Genomic DNA, 21,897 nt, shown 5'->3' with positions numbered 1-21,897 from the left:
TTTAGTTCTACATCATTAAAAGGTAATCTGTCCGCCAAAAGAGATCTGACGCATCAATGGGTAGCCGATTTCAGTTCCTATTTCCGGATCAAGTCCCGGGTAACTGGTAATCGTCAGGATGTTATCCATCGACACGAAAGCACGGAGCTTGCTTACAAAGAACTTACTGGAAATCCTCTGCGGCAATGTATAGCCTATCTGGATATTCTTCAACTTGAAATAGTCGGCCTTATATTCGTTCCAATCACTCTGGATTCTGTTATTATACGTAGTTCCATACGTCAGACGGGGGTATTTGCCCGACTGGTTGGTGCGCGAATCGTCCGGATTGGAAGGATCGAAGAAGTAATGATTGTCGGCAATATGTTCGATAATGCCATATCCGTGACTCACGAGCGTGGAGTTGTAGTAATCCGTATTCCAGTTGAGGTAATGTCCGAAAGCTCCCGACCACAACATGGAGAAATCAATATTCTTGTAAGAGAAAGCACAGTTGAAGCCCAGGTTGAATTTCGGCACACTGGTATGACCGGAGAAATCCCTGTCGTTCGTATCACCGTAGTTCATATCCCCATTGCTGTCGGCATAGAGAATGTCACCATACCAAAGCTGGTCTTTGGCAATCGTCTTCATTCCTCCGAATGAATAACCGGAGTCAATCATGGCCTGTACCCATACCATGTCTTCCTTTGTACGTATCATTCCGTCCTTCGGTCCCGCATGGACGTCCACCGCACCTCCGGTATAGCCTTCGCCGGAACCTCTGTACACCTTATACATATAGGTTTCACCCAGTTGGCGACCTTCGCAGATGTATCCTCCGAATCCGGATTCGGACACATCACTGAAGTTGTTGACATAGCTGACTTTGTTTCCCTGTGCATCATACGTCCAGTATTTCTGGAGATCGCCCTTGAATTTCATTACCTTATTGGCATTGAAAGAGAAGTTCATGCCTACCCGGTATTCAAAGTCTTTTCCGATACGGTCGTTCCAGTTCAGGGTAAATTCTACACCGCGGTTGCGCACTTCACCCAGATTTTCGGGAGCAGAGCCGACAACACCCATCGAGAGATAGAGTTCGGGATGGTAGAGAATGTCTGAAGTATATTTATTATAGTAGTCTATTTCACCCGTCAGGCGGTTGTTGAAGAAACCGAAATCAAGTCCGATGTCGGTTGTTGCGGTACTTTCCCAATGCAGTTTGTCGTTGCTTAGTTTTTTACGTACCAGTCCTTTGGTTCCTTCACCATCGATTACAACATTGCCTGTGGCATAATTTGCCTGCCAGTCGTAGTTGCCCGTAGAGTTGTTACCTGTCTTTCCCCACGAAACACGCAGTTTCAGGTTGGAGAGATAGTCGGATGCTCCCTGCATGAACGATTCTTCCGAGATACGCCATCCACCGGAGAACGAGGGGAAATATCCCCAACGCTGGTTCACACCGAAACGGGAAGAGGCATCGGCACGGAGGTTGGCTTCGAAGAGGTAGCGTCCTTTATATCCATAGTTGACACGGCCGAAATAGGAGAGCAGTCCCCATTTGGCAGGTGCCGAGCTGGAAGAGCTGACGAGCGTTTCATAGGTGCTCAATTCGTTCAGTGTCCAGTCAGTAGCTCCTTTACGGGAAACGGCAAAGCTCTTGCTGTAATATTCCTGTGCGGAATATCCGAGTAATGCACCCAGATCGTGGTCTTTCTTGATGGTGGTATGATAGCGTACCAGTATTTCGGCACTCTGACGCCAGGTGCGCGCGCTTGTATTGGTAATGGAAGCGTTCTCCAGTGCGCTTTCGCTGACACGTTGGTCGGTCACGTAGTCCCAATAACCATTCTGGCGGCTATAGGAAGACTTGTCGGTAAAGGTCGGCGAATAGTTGAATGTACCTTCGATGTTGAGACCTTTATAAGGAGTGATAATTCCGTAGACTGAAGCGTTGAGACGCCATACGGTATTGAAACCGGTAGCTCCCGCCATCTGCCCGAAGATATTATTGGCATTGGAAGATTCTTCACTTGCCAGTGCGGGACGTCCCCAGTAGTTCGGTTCGCCCGGATATACACCCGGAGTAGTCTGGTAGAGATACTTGAATCCATTGCTGATGTTTGCCATCCCGTAATCCTGCTTTTGTCCGTAAAGGCGGGTACCGACGGTCATCCATTTCACAATCTTAGCTTCCAGATTGGTACGGAAATTGATTTTCTGCGTACTTGAATCGAGGTTCCAGCGGTTCATGACTCCCTGATTGTCGAGATAGCCCAAGGAGAGCATATACTTCACTTTCTCCGAGCTGCCGGAGACAGAGAGGTTGTGTTCCTGCGAATATCCGGTGTCGAATACTTCGTCGAACCAGTTCGTGTTCGGATAGGCCACGTAATTGGGCACTCCGTATTCGTTCAGTCCGTTCGGATCGGCAGAAGCAGCCCTCCAGCGATCAATGCTTTCCTGCGAGAAAATGCCTTTGGTATTCACATTTTCGCAAGCCTCGTTGACCAGTCCCATATAGCGGGCGTAGTCGCTTACGAAAGAGAGGTTGTTGTAAGGCATCTGCACGACTCCCGAATAAGAATAGGAGATTTGCGGTTTGCCTTTTCCGCTTTTGGTGGTGATGAGGATCACTCCGTTAGCGGCACGCGTACCATAAATAGCTGTTGAGGCAGCGTCTTTCAGTACGGAGATACTTTCAATGTCGTTGGGGTTCACGTTGTCCATGCTCCATTCAATACCGTCTACCAGTACCAATGGGGAGTTGGTATTAAACGTACCGTTACCACGCACGCGGATGGTGGCGCCGTCCGATCCGGGTTGTCCCGAAGCCTGCGTCACGTTCATACCGGCAGCGAGTCCCGAAAGAGCGGAAGAAACACTCATGATGGGACGTCCCTCCGTCTGGTCGGCAAAGTTGATGGAAGTCACGGAGCCGGTCAGGTTCACTTTCTTCTGCACACCGTAACCCACTACCACTACTTCATCCAGTACTTTCGTTTCCACCTTCATCCGGACGTCGAGTTTCGTGCGTCCGTTCAGGGGAAGCGTGGTGGTTTGATAACCAATGTAACTGAAAGAAACAGAAGGTTTGGCAGAAGTTGTTTTTAAGGTGTAGTGCCCGTTCAAATCTGTCAAGACACCGTTCGTTGTACCTACTTCGACGACGGAAACACCCGGCAGGGTTTCTCCATTCTCATCGATCACTACTCCACTTACTGTAGCAGATGTCTGTGCCCACACCACATCTGTCAGTAAAAAGAGCGAAGCCAATAAAAATAATAGATAATGCTTCTTTTCCATTTGATTAGATTTAATGAAACAATTAGGTTGTTAAATACTCACAGTGCAAAGAAATGGGATATTTAACCAACCTAATAATACTGTTTAGGCGATTGATGCCACTAATTAAGAAAATTCGGCCGAGAATGAAAAGGAAAAACCAGCTTTTAAGATTTCGACTAGCTTTTATCAGAAAATGACCAGCTATTCTTATTCCATATTTAAAAATAGATTGTATTTTTGCCCGATACCTAATAACTATTCGTCGAATATCTAATAAAAAACAGTATGAAAAAACAATTTCTACTTCTGATTTTATCACTTTTATTCCTACCGCTTGCACAAGGCAAAGTAAAACTTCCCGCAATGATGGGAGATCACATGGTACTTCAACAGAACAGCTCCGTTAAATTATGGGGTTGGGCAGACGGCAAAAAAGTAACCGTCACTACTTCATGGAACAACCGGACTTATCAGGCATCTACCGACAAAGACGGGGCATGGCTGGTGAAAGTAGATACTCCCAAAGGAGGATATACACCTTATTCTATTACAATCAGCGACGGAACTCCGGTCACTCTCTCGGATATACTGATAGGGGAGGTGTGGATCTGCTCCGGACAGTCGAACATGGAAATGCGCATGATGGGAAATGCCGCACAGCCCATTGACAACTCGCTTGAAACGCTTCTGAACACAAGCAATTACCGCGACAGAATCCGTTTTATCACTGTCCCGAGAACAAAAGACGAGAAACAGCGGGCAGACTTCGAAGACAGGAAATGGGAAGTTCCCGCTCCTGAAACAACCATTGATTGCAGTGCCGCAGGTTATTTCTTCGCCCGCCAACTGACTGAAAGCCTTCATATCCCCGTAGGACTGGTTATCAACAGTTGGGGCGGTTCACGAATCGAAGCATGGATGGACGAGAAAACATTGGCTTCCGTTGAAGGTATGAACGTGAAAGCAGCCGGCAATCCTAAATTAAGTATGTCACAGCGGTTATCGGGACTGTACGACACCATGCTATGGCCTGTAAAGAACTTCACGGCACGCGGCTTCCTCTGGTATCAGGGAGAATCGAATATATCCAACTACCAGTTCTATGCCCCGATGATGACTGCTATGGTGCAGCTATGGAGAAATGTATGGGAAGCTCCTGATATGCCTTTCTATTACGTACAGATTGCCCCTCACCAATATAAAGACAGCCGTGACACAGGTGCCGCCTTATTGCGTGAGGCACAAATGGAAGCCTTGAAAACAATTCCTAACTCCGGTATCATACCGACCACCGATATCGGTGACGAATTCTGCATCCACCCATCCCAGAAAGAAGTAGTGGGCCTCCGCCTGGCTACACTTGCACTGACCAAAACTTACGGTGTGCGCAGGCTGCCATCTACCGGTCCGGTGATGACCAAAGTAGACTATTCCGGCAACAAGGCCATAGTGACATTCAATAACGCTCCTGCCGGACTGTTCCCCACTTTCTCTGAACTGGAGGGATTCGAGATAGCGGGAGCCGACAAGAAGTTCTATCCGGCAAAGGCAAAGATTATAGGACGCACCAACACGGTAGAAGTGTGGAGTGAAGAAGTTGCCCAACCGGTTGCCGTTCGCTATGCCTTCCGTAATTATGTAGGAAACATCACCCTGCGTAATACTTTCGGATTGAGTGCTTTCCCGTTCCGCACAGATACGTGGGACGACGTGAAGTAGAGACCTCTACAGAGGGGATAGTTACCCGGTTTACAGGATCTATATCTCCTATAAACAGCATATAAATGAACCGAACCTGATAACAAAGAAAGGAAATTATGAAACGGTCCGTCTTATCCATATGCATACTGCTGGCATCGGTCTCTCTGGTCTTCGCCAATATCTACAAGAAATATGACGTTAGATCGGGGCTATCGGGCAATTGTGTCCGGAGCATCCTTCAGGATAGCATCGGATATATGTGGTTTGCCACACAGGACGGACTGAATCGTTTCAACGGCATCGAGTTTACCAACTACGGACATTCGTCAGAAAACGGCGGAAACAGTTATATGAATATAGTAACCATCTGCCGACATCCGGATAACAATCTGATTTGGGTGGCAAGCACGGAAAAACTGTATTTATTCGACTCGCGGGAAGAGAAATTTTCCGTATTCGACCGCCGGACAGAAGATGGAGTGACAGTCAACAGTGTCTTCGGGATGGCTTATGACAACTCCGGACAGCTATGGATCGGAACAGCCAGCGGATTGTTTGTCTACAACGAGAAAAGGGGAACATTGAAGCAGTATCTACATTCTCTCTCCGACCCTCACTCATTGCCGGACAACCATGTGTGGGTGGTCTGCAATGATTCGTTCGGGACAATCTGGATAGGCACGCGGAATGGCCTTGCGAAATACAACCAGCGCACGGACAACTTCACAGGATATATATCCGAAGAGACTTCTTTCGGACGTCCTGCCTGCAACGAAATTATTTCTTTGATGGAAAGTTCGCAGGGAGTGCTATGGGCGGGTACATGGTACGGAGGACTGGCACGTTTCAATAAGGAGACAGGGCAATTCCGCTATTACTTCGGAGAAGGGGACACACTCACCATCCCACGCATCCGCACCCTGTTTCAACGGACAGCCAACTCTTTCTATCTCGGCTCCGATGACGGACTTTACACATTCAACACCACCACAGGAGAGTGTCTGCCGACCGACGATGAACAAAGCAAAGAAAGTATCTATGCCTGTTATCAGGACAGGGAAGGGGGAATCTGGATCGGGACGTATTTCAGTGGAGTGAGTTACCTGTCTCCCAAGCATAAGGATATCGAGTGGTATTATCCCAATGGTACGGAGAATTCTCTTTCGGGAAATGTTATCAGCCAATTTTGCGAAGATCCCGACGGCAACATCTGGATTGCTACCGAAGACGGCGGATTGAATCTCTTTGATCCCCGCACGAAGAAGTTTAAGAATCATCTATTGAGAAGCAATAATCCCAATATCGGTTATCACAATATCCATGCGCTGCTCTACAACGAAGGAAAGCTGTGGATCGGCAGTTTCTCACGGGGGTTATATATCCTGGATATCCAAACGGGAAAAACAAAGAACTATCGCCACAACCGTACTAACCCGCATTCCATTCCTAACGATCATATCTATTCCATTTATCAAACGAAAGATGGCAGTATTTATTTGGGCACTCTGTCCGGGTTCTGCCAGTATGATCCGAACAGTGATTCGTTCCGGACACTGGAACCTTTAAGTCATATCTTTATCTACGATATGGTGGAAGACCAGTATGGGGACTTATGGCTGGCAAGTAAAAGGGACGGCATCTGGCGTTATAATCGCCAGACCGGTAAGCTGCACAACTACCGTAACGATCCGGCTGACCCTGCTTCTCCCTGTAGCAACTGGGTTATCCGTGTGTATATCGACCATAAACAGAATCTATGGTTTTGTACCGAGGGAGGCGGTATCTGCCGTTATCACTATCAGGAGGACCATTTTGAAAATTTCTCTACCAAAGAGAATCTGCCGAACAATATCATTTACGGCATACTGGACGATCAATCGGGTAACTATTGGCTTTCTTCCAACAGGGGACTGATCCGTTATGAGCCGCAAAACAAGCGGGCACAACTTTATACCATTGAGGACGGATTGCAAAGCAACCAGTTCAACTTCCGTTCTTCCATGCAAGCCCGTGACGGGAAATTTTATTTCGGTGGGGTGAACGGATTCAACAGTTTCTATCCGTTCAAATTATCGATCAATAAGGTAAAGCCCACGGCATCTATTTCGGCAGTGTATATGCACAGTCCCGATGATAAGGTGAGCCTTAGCAAACGCATTCCTGCCCTTAGCGGACAGGTTACCATTCCTTATCAGGTAGTTTCGTTCGACATCACATTTGAAAGTCTAAGTTATGTGGCTCCCAGCAAGAATTTATATGCCTACAAACTGGACGGCATCCACAAGGAATGGATATACACGGACAAACATAACGTATCCTTTCTCAACCTGCCTCCGGGTGAATATACGTTCCGTGTGAAATCCAGCAACAACGATGAATATTGGAGCAATGACGACTGCTGTCTGCATATTGAAGTTCTTCCTCCACCCTGGAAGACGATCTACGCCAAGATTTTCTATTTACTAATTGCATGTGGATTCACTTATTTTCTGGTAAGGCTTTATCTGCGTAAGCAACAGGCCGTGAAATTAAGGAAGATGAAAGAGATGGAACAAATCAAGAATCAGGAATTGTTCCAGTCAAAGATAACGTTCTTTACACAGGTTGCGCATGAAATCAAGACTCCGGTAAGCCTTATCAAAGCTCCGCTGGAAGCTATTTTGGAAACACATGAATGGAACAGTGAAGTAGAAAGTAACCTGTCGGTGATACGGAAAAACACCAACCGCCTGATGGAACTTATCAAGCAATTGCTCGACTTCCGCAAAGTGGATAAGGAAGGATATGCGCTTTCATTCAATGAGGTAAATATCAACCGGATGACCGAGGAAATCATCGACCGCTTCCGGGCCATCTCGCTGACCGGAATATCCTTCAGTGTCTCTCTTCCGAAAGAACATCTGCAATATAATGTAGATCAGGAAGCACTGACGAAAGTCGTCAGTAACCTGTTGACGAATGCCATGAAATATGCCCGCAGCCGTATTATGGTGATTCTGGACGAGCATTTGTCCGCCGAAGGACGTACTCTTTCCATCTGTGTACGCGATGACGGGCCGGGAATTCCGCAAGATGAATGCAGCAAGGTGTTCGAACCCTTTTATCAGGTGGGAAATGCCGGCAATAACGGATCGGGAGTAGGTATCGGGCTAAGCCTTGTCAAACTATTAGTCGAAAAACATAACGGGAAAGTTTTTATTAACCCTAATTATGCCGAAGGTTGCGAAGTGTGTGTGGAAATCCCTTATTTAGAGAAAAGTATTCCGGCAACCCACGCCGTCACTTCTATGCCCGATGAAGGTCCCGCTCCGGAAGAAGAAGCCGAATCCGGCAGTTACTCTCTGCTCGTTGTGGAAGATACGACGGATATGCTGGAATTTCTGGCTAAGAATCTGGGAAATGCCTATACCATCCACACAGCGACCAATGGCAAGGAAGCATTGGAATGTCTGGAAACAACGACAGTAGACCTTATTATCAGTGATATCGTCATGCCGCATATGGACGGATTCGAATTATTAAAAGCCATCCGTTCCGACAATATGCTTTGCCATATCCCGTTTATCTTGCTTTCGGCACTCGACAGCATCGATTCGAAAATTGCAGGTCTCGACTATGGAGCAGATGCTTACATAGAAAAACCTTTCTCCCTAAGTCATATGAAAGCCACTATCAATAATCTGCTGGAAAACAGGCGTATGCTGTTCAATCACTTCACAACCGTGCCGAATATGTCATACGACCAGACATTAATGAATAAAACGGATGTGAAATGGCTTACCACGATTAATGAAATTATTACCCGGAATTTCACCAATGAAGAATTTACCATCGACAAGATGGCGGAAGAAATGGCAATCAGCCGTTCTAATCTGCAACGCAAGTTGAAAGGATTGACCGGAATGCCACCTAATGATTATATCCGGTTGATACGGCTCAAAACGGCCGGAGAACTTCTGCGTGAAGGAGAATACCGGATTAATGAGGTTTGTTTCATTGTCGGATTCAATAATCCTTCGTATTTTGCCCGTTGCTTCCAAAAGCAATTCGGGATATTGCCGAAAGATTATGTGAAGAAAGGAGGATAAGATTCTTCTATTATACTTATATTTATGTATTTGTGCCGCCTCAACAAAAAGAGGCGGCATTTTATGAAAAAACTAATAAGAAGCTGTTGCCGAAATCCCTTCTTTCTCCAGTAAAGCTACAATACGGTCTAATTCTTCATGCGTAGCTTTCTGTAAGTCATGGTCGGGTGTTTCCCGGTCAATCGTATAAATCATCACTTGACGGGGAGCGATTTCCTTCACTGCTTCTATCCAGGGAAGCACATATTTATCAGATGTATTATCCATGTCCTTTCCCTGATAACCTCCTTTCAGAAACATCGTTTGCACAATGCAGTTTCCTTTGAACTCTTTCATCTTTCCGATGATCTTCTTAACGGAATATTTTCCATTAGGACGATCTAATAAATGAATATATTCTTCATCCACTGTATCCAGTTTCAATATATTATTATCTATCTTGTTCAGTGCTTCGAATACAGCAGGACGGTCTATAAATGTAGAGTTACTCAATACACTTACTTTCGCTTTCGGGAAATACTGATCGCGAAGCGCAAGCGTATCTTCTATAATTTCCGGGAAATGGGGATGAGCAGTCGGTTCACCGTTTCCGGCAAACGTCAGCACATCAGGGGCAGGACCGTTCGCCTGCATATCTTTCAGTTTTTCTTCAAGAGCCGCACGGACTTCTTCACGGGTTGGGAGAGGCTTCTTTGCACGATGATCGGCATTGAAACCACATTCACAGTAGATGCAGTCGAATGAACAGACCTTACCGTCACCCGGTAATAAGTTAATTCCCAAAGAAACACCCAGACGGCGGGAATGTATAGGACCGAAGATGGGTGAAGGAAAAATAATAGTCATCTTTTTTTATCATTTACTTCATAAATCTTTGCAAAGATAACCCAAAACTTACAGGTTATCCTACCTGTACCACCATTTTTTCATCATCCCCAATAAATCATCATTATTCAATGATACTCAAGAAACCACATGGAAATATTGGCTCATTCTTTCCACAAGCAAAATATACATATCACGCACTTCCACCTGGGGATGTGTTGTACTAAGCTTCTCCAACCTACCACACAGATGATACAATTCATCCTTTAAACGTTTCGCCATACCATTATGTTTAGCGTCTTCCTGTATCATATCCAGCCATGTTTCCAGACATATCAGCTGCATATCCATCTGTTCATAAGTAACGGCAGACGACGGATCAAAACCATTGAACAACCCTTCATAAAGATCCTGGAAAAAATCAATATCATCATAGGCTTTCCTGTCACTTCGCAATGCCTGCAATCGAAGAGCCGAAATTGTCTTAACACTCAACAATTGCTTAAACAATTTCACCAATTCCGGATATAGGATATGGTTCCTCACTTCCAACAAATTCTCTTTTACATAAGCACATTCCATCTTTTTAGCAGGATGAAATAAATATGTATCCAGATCAAGCATTGCCTGATGCTGTATCTCCGCCGGCTGAGAGCTGCCTACCGCTTTCGCTATTTCCACCAGATAACTTCCATACAAACGAATAGCCTTTCTATATATATCATTGAGTGAACTTCCCCTATCTCCTTTTTTTCCTTTATATACAATCTTATCCAACCGGCTTACTACGGTCTGCAAATCCGATATTCTTATTGCATAATCCTTTGAAAACCCAGTATCAAGCTTCTCTTCTTCTGATGATCGGAACAAACGAATACGATCCGGCAAATGATGATCTATCCATTGGCGAAGCTGCTCTCGTTCATCATAGCAGTTCTCACATCCTTTGAAAGGATGATAACCAAAGTAAACGGCCAGACAATCATCATCCCCAACTTTTAAAGTCGTCCCACATGAACTTTCCGACAAACTTCCGCGCAAACCCAAAAGATGCCCGATCTCTTCCGTTATTTCATTTTGCAGTAACTCTTTTTCCACTTCTTTAGAATAACGGTCAGCCAGAATACGCGGATCCGAGGCACCGCAACTTAGCAGATAATCATCTAATCGCCCTTTCAGAAATCCATGTCCGATATTCAGACGACATGAAAGTATCTCTCCCGTACGAGGATGATGTGTAAGGTCACTTTTTATCCCCGGCATTTTCAAGTCATAAGATATAAAAGCACGTTGTTCCGCCGGAATGATCTTCTTGTTTGCATACTTCACTTGCAAGGCATCATGGATGCCTGCCTTGCGGAATGCGGTATTCCATGCCGACACCCCTTCTTTCACCGCCTGAAAATATTCCTTCGGAAAAAGAGTATCTACATAGAAAGTGAGTGTCTTTGACATATCCCAACGAAGAATCAACGAATCTTCTGCCATACAGTAAGGATCTTGGGAATAATCTTTAAAACGTAATGTTTGATAAGGTATCCTGTAATCTGCCAGACGAATTCGATCCCTTTTCCGGGGAAGTAAGCGTATTACACAGGTAACCTCCAAAGGCATACTGCCGTCAGGCAATATGACAGTAGAACTGGAAAACATATATCTTTCCGATTCAGCTCCGTGGTAGCGCCTGATTGTCAACGATACGCCTTCTTCGAAGGGATGTATTTTCGTTACTTCCGACAATTCCGGAACCAGAGAACGGATAAAACCATAATTATTATAACTGAACCAATCATCACCATCCATCAGGTGCTCTGTTATCCGGATAACAGCTCCCCGCTCTTTTGAATAGGTTACCACCGGATAACTTTTACCGGCAGGTTGCACGTTTGACAAAGAGAAAGATGACTGATATGCGCTCGTTTCATCCAGAATACGTTCTGCATAAAAAGGTTTCTGAAAACAGATTGTAGCCTTATCAGGGGATACAATACGCACTACTCCCAGTCCGTCGACCGGACGATTCAGTAAATCAAACCCTCTATCTATCTGACCATTCACTTCGATTTCCCGACCGATATATTTTTCCGGTATTTCCAGATAGACTTCTTTCTCCGCCACATATACCGGAAATACACCGTCAAACTTATTCATCCCGGTAACCCAAAACTCATCGAATGGCTTGACGGAATTCTGCGCCTGAAGCAAAGCTGCAACACACAACAATATAAAAATTACATATTTTCTCTCCTTCATGAGTTTCTTTATTTGCTTTTCATCATTAAAATTAAATACTATCTACGAGAAACATTGCCCGTTTTTTAGCAACCGGATCCGTAATTCTATGACTATAATCAAGACCTTCTTCCTTCATTCTATTCAAAGTCTGCATAATGGAAACCAATAACCTCGACGAAGTTACCTTTTCTGATCTATCCAATAATTTAGAAAGTTTATTCACATAAAGTAACTGCACTTTATATCGGGCATCACTTACAAAAACGTTATCATCCCATTCGGTAAATAATCCGTTATGTATGCTTTCCAGAAAATCATCTACAGACAACATATCCTCGCAGGCATTCTCCGTCTCCCCTACTTTCTGAAGAGAGCGGATTATTTCTGACATAAGCTCTTCATAAAAGCGGTCGAACTCACGACTACCATCTATTTCCAGATTGGTGGTCAATGTTTTATCAAACATCCACACAGGAGGCTGTAATATATAAGTCTGTATAAAGTTCATAACCTTTTGATTGTAAGCGGCTTTTTCTGGTATATAAATATTCTCATCCTCCGTTTCAGCAAGACGTTTCCCACCCAAATGAGACAAAACATGCCGCACCCACTGTTTATAATGATTTAATACCGCTTCATAACGTCCCTGCAATACGCGCAAAGACGTTTTATCCGTCACCTTCCAGGCATCAGGATGTTCACACAAATATTTCAGATTCTCTATCCCCTGTGCATTAACCACAACATGGTCATTACCTAAATCTTCCGCCTGCGCCCGTACATCCACTCCACCCGAGAAATGTAATGAAGAATCTTTCTGCTTTTCTTGATTCCACGAATCCCTGTTCTTCTCTCTTTCGGCAACATTCTTACCCGGGAATATGCGGTATCCCCATTCAATGGCCCATTTGTCATATTCACCGACACGTACCCACCTGTTTGTCAAATCAACCTTATCTTGAGGACGCAAAGCGTAATTACACCGCACATAGTCCATAATGGAACTTCCTATGCTATACCGGCTCAAAAAATCATTATCACGTAACTGGTCTATGGAATAATGGGAACTACCCAGAAAATTATGTTTCAACCCCAATGTGTGGCCGACTTCATGCGTCAGCACTTTTTTTATCTGTTCGTATTGCAAAGAGTCCGGCAACTCTATATTCCATGCCTGCGGATCATTCGCTCCACATTGAGCAAAATACCATTTCTGCTCCAGATTCAAGACACTGCTGAAAATTCCGATATGACACGCAATAATTTCACCGGACCGAGGTTCGCAAGGCGTTGGCCCATAGGCGTTATTTTGCCCTGATATTTTCCATGAAATAAACGGATAACTGCTATCATAAATACTAAAATCAGAATCTTCTTCAACGGTAGGAACCAGTCGCGCATCAATGGCGTTCTTAAAACCGGCTTTCTCAAAGGCCGGACGCCAGTCGCGCACTGCTTCAATGATACAGCCGATGTACTTTTCCGGTGTATTACGATCTATATAAAAGATAATAGGTTGTATGGGTTCCACCAATTCTCCCTTCATGTATTTTTCTTCATCTTCCGGCCTTATCTCCAGCCTCCATCGTTTGATAACAGCCTTCCGGTCGACAGGCTGATCGCCCTGAAAGTAATTTTTGTCGATTACAAAATACGCTTCGGTATTAGCAAAAACGGGATCCAGCGGTTCTTTTGATAATAATTTTATGCAGATACCTGTATCCCAGTCTCCTATATAAGGAGGGGCAACAGGCTTACCGCGCATTCCCATTGATGAACTTTGATAAGTTCGTGTCGCATGTATCAACAGACGGTTATCAAATCCTTTGATTTCCTTGATACAGTCTTTTTCCCTTAAACGTGTACCTATCAACAAATCAAAAGACACAATATCAAGAGTAAACAAAGGAAAATCTTTTAATACTTCACCAATCTCTACCAGGTTACTTTCCGGATTCTTTGCTTTGACCGGCAATATTTTATAAAGTCTTTCATTTCCACGTCGGGCGGCGATCTTTGCATACACTCCTTCGGGATCTTCTATCACCCTTTCATGTTGTGGATCCAGCATCCACAATTCGTTCCCGTGTTTCCGGAAACTGAAGAATACCGGACCGATCATATCACCCGAATATCCGAATTTCTTTTCCATATCCCGATCCGGACGGGCAGGAGCAGCCAGAATAGTAGTCGTAACGACAAACTCGCGTCCAATCAATGAATCCGGAACTTCCCAATAGATACGACCGTTACTGCGATAAGTGGTAAACATACCGGGAATCACTTCTACAGATGCCTCTTCTTTAAAAAAAGCAGCAATGTCCGGCTGCTGACCGTACAGACAAGTACAGACAACAGCCAGAAATATTGCACCGATAATTCCTTTCAACATAAAAAACGATTTATACTATTCATAATTATAGGAAATATCTACAATCTTGCCAATGGGATGATCGGTGTCTTCGTACATACAAATACTATTTTCTTCACGCGAAACATCACCCGCCACCGTCAGTTGCAACTCTACAACTACACCTTTACCAGCAGTATTAATACCTAGTCCGAGAGACATACCTATTTTCTCCTTATATTTGCCTGTCTCCTCATCATCATCTTCCGCTCTCACACTTTCAGGATCCTTAAATTTCAAACTGGCTATCTGTGCTGACGGATCTGCCCCGTAAGCATAAAGTTCAACCACCCTTCCACGATCAAGGTCAATGCGGTACAATCTATTACCTGACGTCATAAATATAAGATTTGCCGTATAAGCATAAGAAGCGGCGAATTTTGCTGTTTCTACATCCACTTCAGACGGCAGAGAAATTATATATCGGGCAGCACAAACAGGATCTTCATCCTGCGCACTGAATTTAAATACAGTCAATTCTTTCCCGTTTCGTGGAGCGGCAACTGCATAAGCGAAATTTCCCCAGTTTCCCCCTGTAACAATATCACGTACTTCTAAAGACGGATCAATCACATCCGGATCAAACACATTAGCTTCATCTGACATTGAATATGTGGAGACAGGTTTCTGGTCACTCCATTTAGTTCCATAATTACGTATATTTTGAGTGGCTGAATTCATCATATAATCACTGACACCTGGAATAAATGATCTAAGAAAGCAATGATTTTCAGGATCAAAAAATAGCATACCACCACTATACGAACCATAAGCGGAAATAGCAGGAAAGTCGCTCCCCTTTTTCACAGAGAATGGTACGCAAAATCCATCCATAGGAGCACAATATGCCCTTTCGCTATTTACAAACAACTCACCATAAGCAGTCATCTTATAATATTCGATATTCAACGGTTCACCTTTTTCCACCGGTTCAAAAAGTATTTTATTTGAAGGATATTTCGTCATTAGTGTACTTGGAGTCAACAATGCCAAATCCTGATCCGTCACTAACATTAACGCCGGACTTACTTTAAAACCCATAAAAGACAGCATACCACTTAAAAGCGAATTCCCATACTCTTTTCTTGCACTTACCGCCAAAGGTTTCCCATCTAACGGAAAAGATTGATTCGATTCTGACTTAAATACATCCGGATAAACATAATATCCTTCCGGAGTACCTTCTATTGCTCCTAATACACCTTTTCCTTCTTTTTCCTGCAATACAAACCAGCAAGGATTCAAAGGACGGATAATTACAACCTCACCTGTCTGATACCAAGTTGTTCCGTTTATTTTATCCGTAATGACCAACATCAAACCTATATTTTCCGACTCATAAGCCTCGATTGTTACTTTACACTCTTTACCTATGGAATAATCTTTATAATCACTAAGTCTGTCCGAACCTGCTTTCTTCCCTTTTATCGTTTTCTTCCATTGAAACACTAAATTCTCCTCATTTTGCTCCAAAGTTTGAGAAATCTCGGGTATAATTGAAATTTCCACCGCTTCCTCCTTTGGCATACGCACTTTTGTTTCAGGTATTACGATGTCCATTGTATTCACATCATGATAATCGTAATCTCCCTTATCATCATAACAGCTTGTCTGTAACAAAGCTGCTCCAATAAAACTTACTATACAGATGATATATTTTCTCATAACGTTTCCTTTAATCTTATTCATATTCAATTTCATCACCATCGTCACCCAAAATGGGAGGATTTCCAGCCTCTATATACTCTTTATAAGCCTGCTGGATTTTTACCACGTCATCATCTTCCAAATCATCCCACACACGCTGGCACACATCCATAATAAACATATATTTATTATCACTATAACTGCCGAATCCTACATAATCACTCCATTCGGCCGGTTTAAGTTCCCATCTGACATTCAGCACCACCTGATTCTTCTCCACCAGTCCTTTATCAAACTGATGAAGAGGATTATCCAGATCAAATTCCAGATAACAACCATATACGTTTCTACCTGACTCTACTTTCGGACGATTGATCTTATAATAAAATACCTGATAAACAGTGTCCAGTTTGGTGTATGTATACTTATCTTCCAATATTACATCCACCGGATTTCGATAATCACTATTTGGAGTTACTTTCACACAGAAATCGCGATTTTCTTTTAAAAGGTCTCCTTGTATACTTACCGTAAAACTATCTATAGCATAAGGTTCTGTCTTCACATAATCTGTATCAACCAAAGTACGAATATATGTACTTCCATAAAAATTAATACGGGATGTCTGGCTATATAAGTCTATCTCACTCTCACTGCATCCTGCATAGATGCCGCAAACAAGAATAGCTAAAACAAAGTATATAATACGTTTCATAAGACTTCATCATTTAGAGTTGTTACCAAAAATATACTCATCATCCGGTAATGTCATCTGATAATGAGCTTCAGTCATTGCTTCCAGCCCACAACCATAATAAGTGCTATAATTATGTGCTTTCAAAAAATAAAAAAGCTGGCCTTCCGCAAAATATTCTTTTCTATATTCTTTCATGATTTCATTGATACGCTTAGTCTGGTCTTTATTTTCTTCCGAAATAATATCAAGATCATCATATCCGGTAGTCAGAATCTCATCACTGTAAGAGATACCACGTGCAAAACGCACAGTATTTAATGCGTCGGCACTTTCCGATGCAGAAGATGCACATTCTGCTACAATGTAATACATTTCGGGCAAACGGATCAAAGGAACAGCATCAGCACCGGAATAGGTATATCCGGCATTGAGGGGTTTTTGATTATATTTTCTGCAGAAAACGTTTGTGCTGCTTGCCCCATTAATAACCTGAAACATTTCCGTATTTTTTCTCCAGTCAGTATTCCCTACATCAGCTGTTTCATAGAAGAGACTGAATTTATCTCCATCCAGATAAAAATGTTGCTGAGTATTCGTATTTTCCATATCCATATAGTTTTCAATAAGCAGATTAGAAAATTCATTTACAGTGATTCCGAATATCTGCTCTGCGTAACGTATGGAATTATAATTAGAAGCAGTTTGTGATTTGTACAACGTAAAATACTTAGAAGCAGCAATCACTTGTTTTGCATATTCTGTAGCCAATCCACGGCTTTCAACATCACCTTTGTAACAATATACACGAGCTAGCATCGCTTTTACTGCATACAGATTCATACGAAACTCACGATTAACAAGGAAATGGTTTTTCTCTCCATATTCCTCATCCGTTTGGTTTGTGAAGAAATCAAGCGGATCACTTTCCTTCAGCAATTCTTCAGCCTCATTCAAATCTTTAAGAATAGCGATAACCACTTCGCCGGCTGATAAAACAGGGGTGGCATCTTTATTAAAAGCAGTTCGATAGGGGATAGCCTTTGATGCAGGGTGTTCCTTATAAACAGGACCGAACATGCGCAACAAATCAAAATGAAGAAAAGCACGAAGCCCCAGTGCTTCTCCTTTCATTGTTCCGTAATACCGTTCGGTAACTAGAACATCTTTATTCCTGTCTACGTACTCCAGAAAATTATTAATGTTAGCAATGATATTATACATAGTCGAGTAAATTGCATTTTTCTTACTCAAGAACATATTTTCATAATCGAATACGATACTCTGTTCAAAAACAGCATTGGTATTATATCCGGGATAATCGGAGTATAATCCGGCCAATTCATCCAAGTAAGCATAAGTCAAATCTCCGGCGTATAAGGTAGTAGTTCCCAGCTTCAAATAAATACCTGTAAGAGCATCCTTGAATCCTGATTCCGATTCAAATTGTTTCTCGGTAGGGATAGAAGTCTTCGGAGATACATCCAACCAGTCGCTGCAAGACGTAAGCCCCAGCATTGTTGTTGTCAATAGTATATATATTATCTGTTTCATACAAATATGTTTTTAATTAGAAAGCAACATTCAAAGCAAATGTAAACTGACGGGAATACGGATAGTATAAACCTCTTTCGCGTTTCACTGTAGACCAATAGAAAAAGTCCTCCATATTAAACGTTACCTTAGCAGAACTCAATCCCCAATGAGTGATAAACTTCGTATTAGTACGGTCCATACGATAATAAACAGACAATGAACTTCCCTGAAATATATTTTCATCCATAATGAACCGTGAAGTAGCTTTCGTCTCCCATCCGCCAGGGTTAAGCCCACGGAATTGTGCCTTGTCACCCGGCTTCATCCAACGCAGTTGGGTCACCCGCCGGTCTACATTGTATTTCAAATTGGCATTTTCCACTTTGTCAAGCAGTGTCTGATTGTATACCTGACCGCCAAATTGATACCTGAAACTGACATCTGCTCCCCATCCTCTGTACGTAAAAGAAGAATTAATATATCCCTGCCATTTAGGTTCTGTATTTCCAACAGGTACTACATCATTGGCATTCCAGTTAGTGGCATTTGTCATTTCTCCATTACTTTTCAGTAATATTTCATCTCCTGAAGCCGGGTCAATACCCAATGAACGCACTACCCAAATGCGAGAAAGAGATTCACCTTCTTCGTAGCGTGGCAGTGGTGTATCCTTTAGTTTTAATGCATTCTGATCGTTCACATATTTCATCGCTTCCGATATTTTGAGTAATTTGTCTGTATTATGAGAACCGTTTACCATAATTGTCCAATAAGCCTGTTTAGCAACGTTCTTATAAGGAATAGCAGAAAAAGAAAGTTCCCAACCCTTATTTTCAATCTTTCCCAGATTTTCCGGATAACTGCTAAAACCAAGAGAAGGAGCAAGACTTATATCTGTAATCATATTGTCTGTCACTTTCCGGTAGTATTCCACACGTGCGGTAAAACGCTGATCAAAAAGTCCTAATTCCAATGCAAGATTCGTGCTTTTTGTAGTCTGCCACTTTAAGCCTTCATTGTGCATGGCCAAAATTTCCGATCCTGTCGCATCGGATGAATAATAAGGAAGCAATAAATTGGAATAGGTGTAATAGCCATGTGCCTGATAAGGGTTGAAACCTTGTGAACCGGTCGTACCATACGTGCCTCTTAAAATCAAGTCAGAGATGAAAGAAACATCTTTCAGGAAATTCTCTTTTTTCAAATCCCAACGTAATCCCGTCGACCAGAAAGGTGCCCACCGATTGTCTTTTCCAAACTGGGAGGAACCGTCCAGACGCACATTAAAATCAAATGAATACTTATATTTATAAGAATAACCTCCGGCAACAACCCAACCAATGGAACGTGTTGTACTTTCCAACCCATCTACTTTCTCATTATACTTCTTACCAAATAACAAGTTGTCCATATTATCATTCGGAAAACCCGTCACATAGTTTCCATACGTCTCCGAATTATTTTCCAATACACTCATACGGGCATTAGCGGTCAGATAATGATCTTTCAACTGTTTGTTCCAGCTTCCTGTCAAATCTATTCCCCACTTGACAGATTCACTCTGGCTTTTGCGATAATCACCTCTTAACGTAGGATCAGTCACATTATCAAAAAAAGTATGTTGTGCAGGACGGAACATATCGCGATGTCCCACACTTTTGGACAAAGAGAATGCACCTTCAAACCGCAATTCTTCAGTAGGATTATATTCTAACTTGAAAAGTTCGCGCACTGTAAAATTCTTACTCTGGTCTTTACTGTTGAACGTTGTATTATACATGGGGTTCAAATAACTCGATTCACCACCTAGTCCTTCAAAATTATCAAGACGTTTCTGTATCTCTCCATTTTCTCCATAAGGACGCAAATAAGGATTCAAGCGGGTGTATTCGCTAAAACTTCCCCATGGAGATTCATCAGCCACTGAATTATCCAATGTAATGCTATTCTTTAACAATACTTTTTTCAGACGATACTGAAAATCAAGCGAACCAGTCAATACATCACGATTACTGCCCTTCATCACACCCGGAGAACTGTTATATCCGACATACATACGATAACGCAAAGCTTCGTCACCTCCTTCCAGTGTAACTGTATGACGTTGTTGAAAAGAAGTCTGCAAAGGTTTATCCAACCAGTAGGTATTTACTCCCGCCAAAACTTCACGCAACTTTGATTGATAAAGTCTCCATTTTTCAACTGTTTCACCACCGTATGTATAAAGCCCGCTCTGTAATTCCGCATCTATCTTTTCTCTTGAATTCATCAGGTTATATCCAGTCATATCCGGAGCTTCAATACGAAGTTCACCGCCATAAGTTACCCAGATACGCCCCGGTTTAGGCGTCTTACTTTCGATGACAATTACCCCATTTGCCGCACGCGATCCATAAATAGCTGTAGCCGCCGCATCTTTTAGCAAAACGATGGAAGAAACCCGGTCGGGGTCCATATCGGCAAGCGCCTGTATACTGATTTCAAATCCGTCCATGATAAGCAATGGTTGATTGGCATAAGTCTCATATTCCCCTTGGACCGCCAATACGTCATTACTGGCTGAATTAAAGTCTACCGTAGCTTGTGCATTCAAATCCATATTTGCACTACCACGCATACGCATATCAGGTAGATTATTCGGATTTGACCCCATATTAATATTATCTACGATACGAAGCCCGGGAGCAACAGCCGCAATTGCTTTAGCTACATTATTCGTACTATATTTTTTCAGATCTTCGCCCTTTATAGTAACAGCAGAGCCGGTAAATCCTTCTTTTTTCCTATTAAACATACCTGTTACCACCACTTCATCCAGTGCTTTTGTATCAGACTTCATCACTACTGACATAAATGTTGAAGGATTCAACAACTGAGTTTCCAAACCTACATAAGAAATCCTCACCTGACTATCTTCCGGAACATCAGAAAGCTGGAAATTACCATTATTATCTGTGATGGTACGGATATTGGCATCTTCCACTATAATAGTGGCACCGATAACCGGAAACCCGTCTTCTTCGGAAAGCACTTTTCCTTTTACTTGTGAAATATTCTTTTTAGGATTCTTTTTAGTGATATTGATAAATTGTCCGTCAATGTGATATTTCAATGGATTTTTCCCGATAATCACCTTTAAAGCTTCACCAATAGTAGCTTTCTCAACTTTCCCGGTAGAAGTATAAGAACTAATCTCATCGTAGATAAAAAGAACTTTATATCCCGATACTTTCTCCAAATGTTTAAAAATAGAAGGTAATCCTTCATTTTTAAACTCCATCGTTATTTGCTTTTCTTTACCTGTTTGTGCTTCAATGCGCCACGAATACGCAAAAAGGAAAAGCAAGAACAAAACAATGAACTTTTGTGCCTGATTTTTTTTCATAAGCCTGAATAGTTAAATAGTATTTCATTCTTTTAATTGTATACGAAGTTTAAAAAAGAATGGTTACCCTTAAAAGAATTTATTTTCAGAAATATGTATTCCTATT

The 21,897-nt window shown here is 42.6% G+C and carries 10 protein-coding genes; 2 read left to right on the top strand and 8 right to left on the bottom strand.

Annotation, left to right across the window (positions count from 1 at the left end):
* Positions 1 to 15 precede the first annotated feature (15 nt).
* Entirely contained in the window at positions 16 to 3,288 is a 3,273-nt protein-coding gene (locus AB3G73_RS17295; RefSeq protein ID WP_148367714.1) for a TonB-dependent receptor, read from the bottom strand.
* A gap of 267 nt (positions 3,289 to 3,555) precedes the next feature.
* Here AB3G73_RS17295 and AB3G73_RS17290 point away from each other — a divergent pair, with 267 nt between their 5' ends.
* Together AB3G73_RS17290 and AB3G73_RS17285 are read left to right on the top strand one after the other, a co-directional pair.
* Entirely contained in the window at positions 3,556 to 4,989 is a 1,434-nt protein-coding gene (locus AB3G73_RS17290; protein ID WP_148367713.1) for a sialate O-acetylesterase, read from the top strand.
* 98 nt (positions 4,990 to 5,087) lie between these two features.
* Positions 5,088 to 9,059 carry a two-component regulator propeller domain-containing protein gene (locus tag AB3G73_RS17285; protein ID WP_322019369.1) on the top strand — a complete coding sequence of 1,324 codons (3,972 nt, stop codon included), beginning with the start codon at positions 5,088 to 5,090 and terminating at the stop codon, positions 9,057 to 9,059.
* A gap of 72 nt (positions 9,060 to 9,131) precedes the next feature.
* On the opposite strand, the gene AB3G73_RS17280 is transcribed toward AB3G73_RS17285, so the two are convergent.
* The 7 genes from AB3G73_RS17280 to AB3G73_RS17250 all read right to left on the bottom strand — a co-directional run bounded on the left by AB3G73_RS17280 (position 9,132) and on the right by AB3G73_RS17250 (position 21,791).
* Positions 9,132 to 9,905 carry a radical SAM protein gene (locus tag AB3G73_RS17280; RefSeq protein ID WP_148367711.1) on the bottom strand — a complete coding sequence of 258 codons (774 nt, stop codon included), beginning with the start codon at positions 9,903 to 9,905 and terminating at the stop codon, positions 9,132 to 9,134.
* A 117-nt stretch (positions 9,906 to 10,022) separates the two neighbouring features.
* Positions 10,023 to 12,137, bottom strand: coding sequence for a DUF5117 domain-containing protein (locus AB3G73_RS17275; protein ID WP_148367710.1), 2,115 nt, complete (start codon positions 12,135 to 12,137; stop codon positions 10,023 to 10,025).
* A gap of 31 nt (positions 12,138 to 12,168) precedes the next feature.
* Complete coding sequence (locus tag AB3G73_RS17270) at positions 12,169 to 14,511, bottom strand: zinc-dependent metalloprotease (protein WP_298043998.1); 2,343 nt, start codon at positions 14,509 to 14,511, stop codon at positions 12,169 to 12,171.
* Positions 14,512 to 14,526: 15 nt separating this feature from the next.
* A complete protein-coding gene (locus AB3G73_RS17265; protein WP_298043999.1) occupies positions 14,527 to 16,194 on the bottom strand; it encodes a PKD-like family lipoprotein in 1,668 nt (555 codons plus the stop codon).
* 16 nt (positions 16,195 to 16,210) lie between these two features.
* On the bottom strand, positions 16,211 to 16,891 hold the full coding sequence (locus tag AB3G73_RS17260) for a DUF4843 domain-containing protein (RefSeq protein WP_148367707.1): 681 nt from the start codon (positions 16,889 to 16,891) through the stop codon (positions 16,211 to 16,213).
* Between the two features lie 9 nt (positions 16,892 to 16,900).
* Positions 16,901 to 18,424 carry a RagB/SusD family nutrient uptake outer membrane protein gene (locus tag AB3G73_RS17255; RefSeq protein ID WP_217723018.1) on the bottom strand — a complete coding sequence of 508 codons (1,524 nt, stop codon included), beginning with the start codon at positions 18,422 to 18,424 and terminating at the stop codon, positions 16,901 to 16,903.
* A gap of 16 nt (positions 18,425 to 18,440) precedes the next feature.
* Complete coding sequence (locus tag AB3G73_RS17250; protein WP_217723016.1) at positions 18,441 to 21,791, bottom strand: SusC/RagA family TonB-linked outer membrane protein; 3,351 nt, start codon at positions 21,789 to 21,791, stop codon at positions 18,441 to 18,443.
* Positions 21,792 to 21,897 lie beyond the last annotated feature (106 nt).

Source organism: Bacteroides sp. L008 (assembly GCF_040812255.1).
GTDB lineage: Bacteria > Bacteroidota > Bacteroidia > Bacteroidales > Bacteroidaceae > Bacteroides > Bacteroides vicugnae.
Note: the sequence above shows the minus strand (reverse complement) of the source record. Positions and strands in the feature narration are given on the sequence as shown.

What these genes read in the sequence shown, in the direction of transcription:
- AB3G73_RS17295 (WP_148367714.1), bottom strand. Translation starts at nt 3,288, where the DNA reads ATGGAAAAGAAGCATTATCTATTATTTTTATTGGCTTCGCTCTTTTTA.
- AB3G73_RS17290 (WP_148367713.1), top strand. Translation starts at nt 3,556, where the DNA reads ATGAAAAAACAATTTCTACTTCTGATTTTATCACTTTTATTCCTACCG.
- AB3G73_RS17285 (WP_322019369.1), top strand. Translation starts at nt 5,088, where the DNA reads ATGAAACGGTCCGTCTTATCCATATGCATACTGCTGGCATCGGTCTCT.
- AB3G73_RS17280 (WP_148367711.1), bottom strand. Translation starts at nt 9,905, where the DNA reads ATGACTATTATTTTTCCTTCACCCATCTTCGGTCCTATACATTCCCGC.
- AB3G73_RS17275 (WP_148367710.1), bottom strand. Translation starts at nt 12,137, where the DNA reads ATGAAGGAGAGAAAATATGTAATTTTTATATTGTTGTGTGTTGCAGCT.
- AB3G73_RS17270 (WP_298043998.1), bottom strand. Translation starts at nt 14,511, where the DNA reads ATGTTGAAAGGAATTATCGGTGCAATATTTCTGGCTGTTGTCTGTACT.
- AB3G73_RS17265 (WP_298043999.1), bottom strand. Translation starts at nt 16,194, where the DNA reads ATGAGAAAATATATCATCTGTATAGTAAGTTTTATTGGAGCAGCTTTG.
- AB3G73_RS17260 (WP_148367707.1), bottom strand. Translation starts at nt 16,891, where the DNA reads ATGAAACGTATTATATACTTTGTTTTAGCTATTCTTGTTTGCGGCATC.
- AB3G73_RS17255 (WP_217723018.1), bottom strand. Translation starts at nt 18,424, where the DNA reads ATGAAACAGATAATATATATACTATTGACAACAACAATGCTGGGGCTT.
- AB3G73_RS17250 (WP_217723016.1), bottom strand. Translation starts at nt 21,791, where the DNA reads ATGAAAAAAAATCAGGCACAAAAGTTCATTGTTTTGTTCTTGCTTTTC.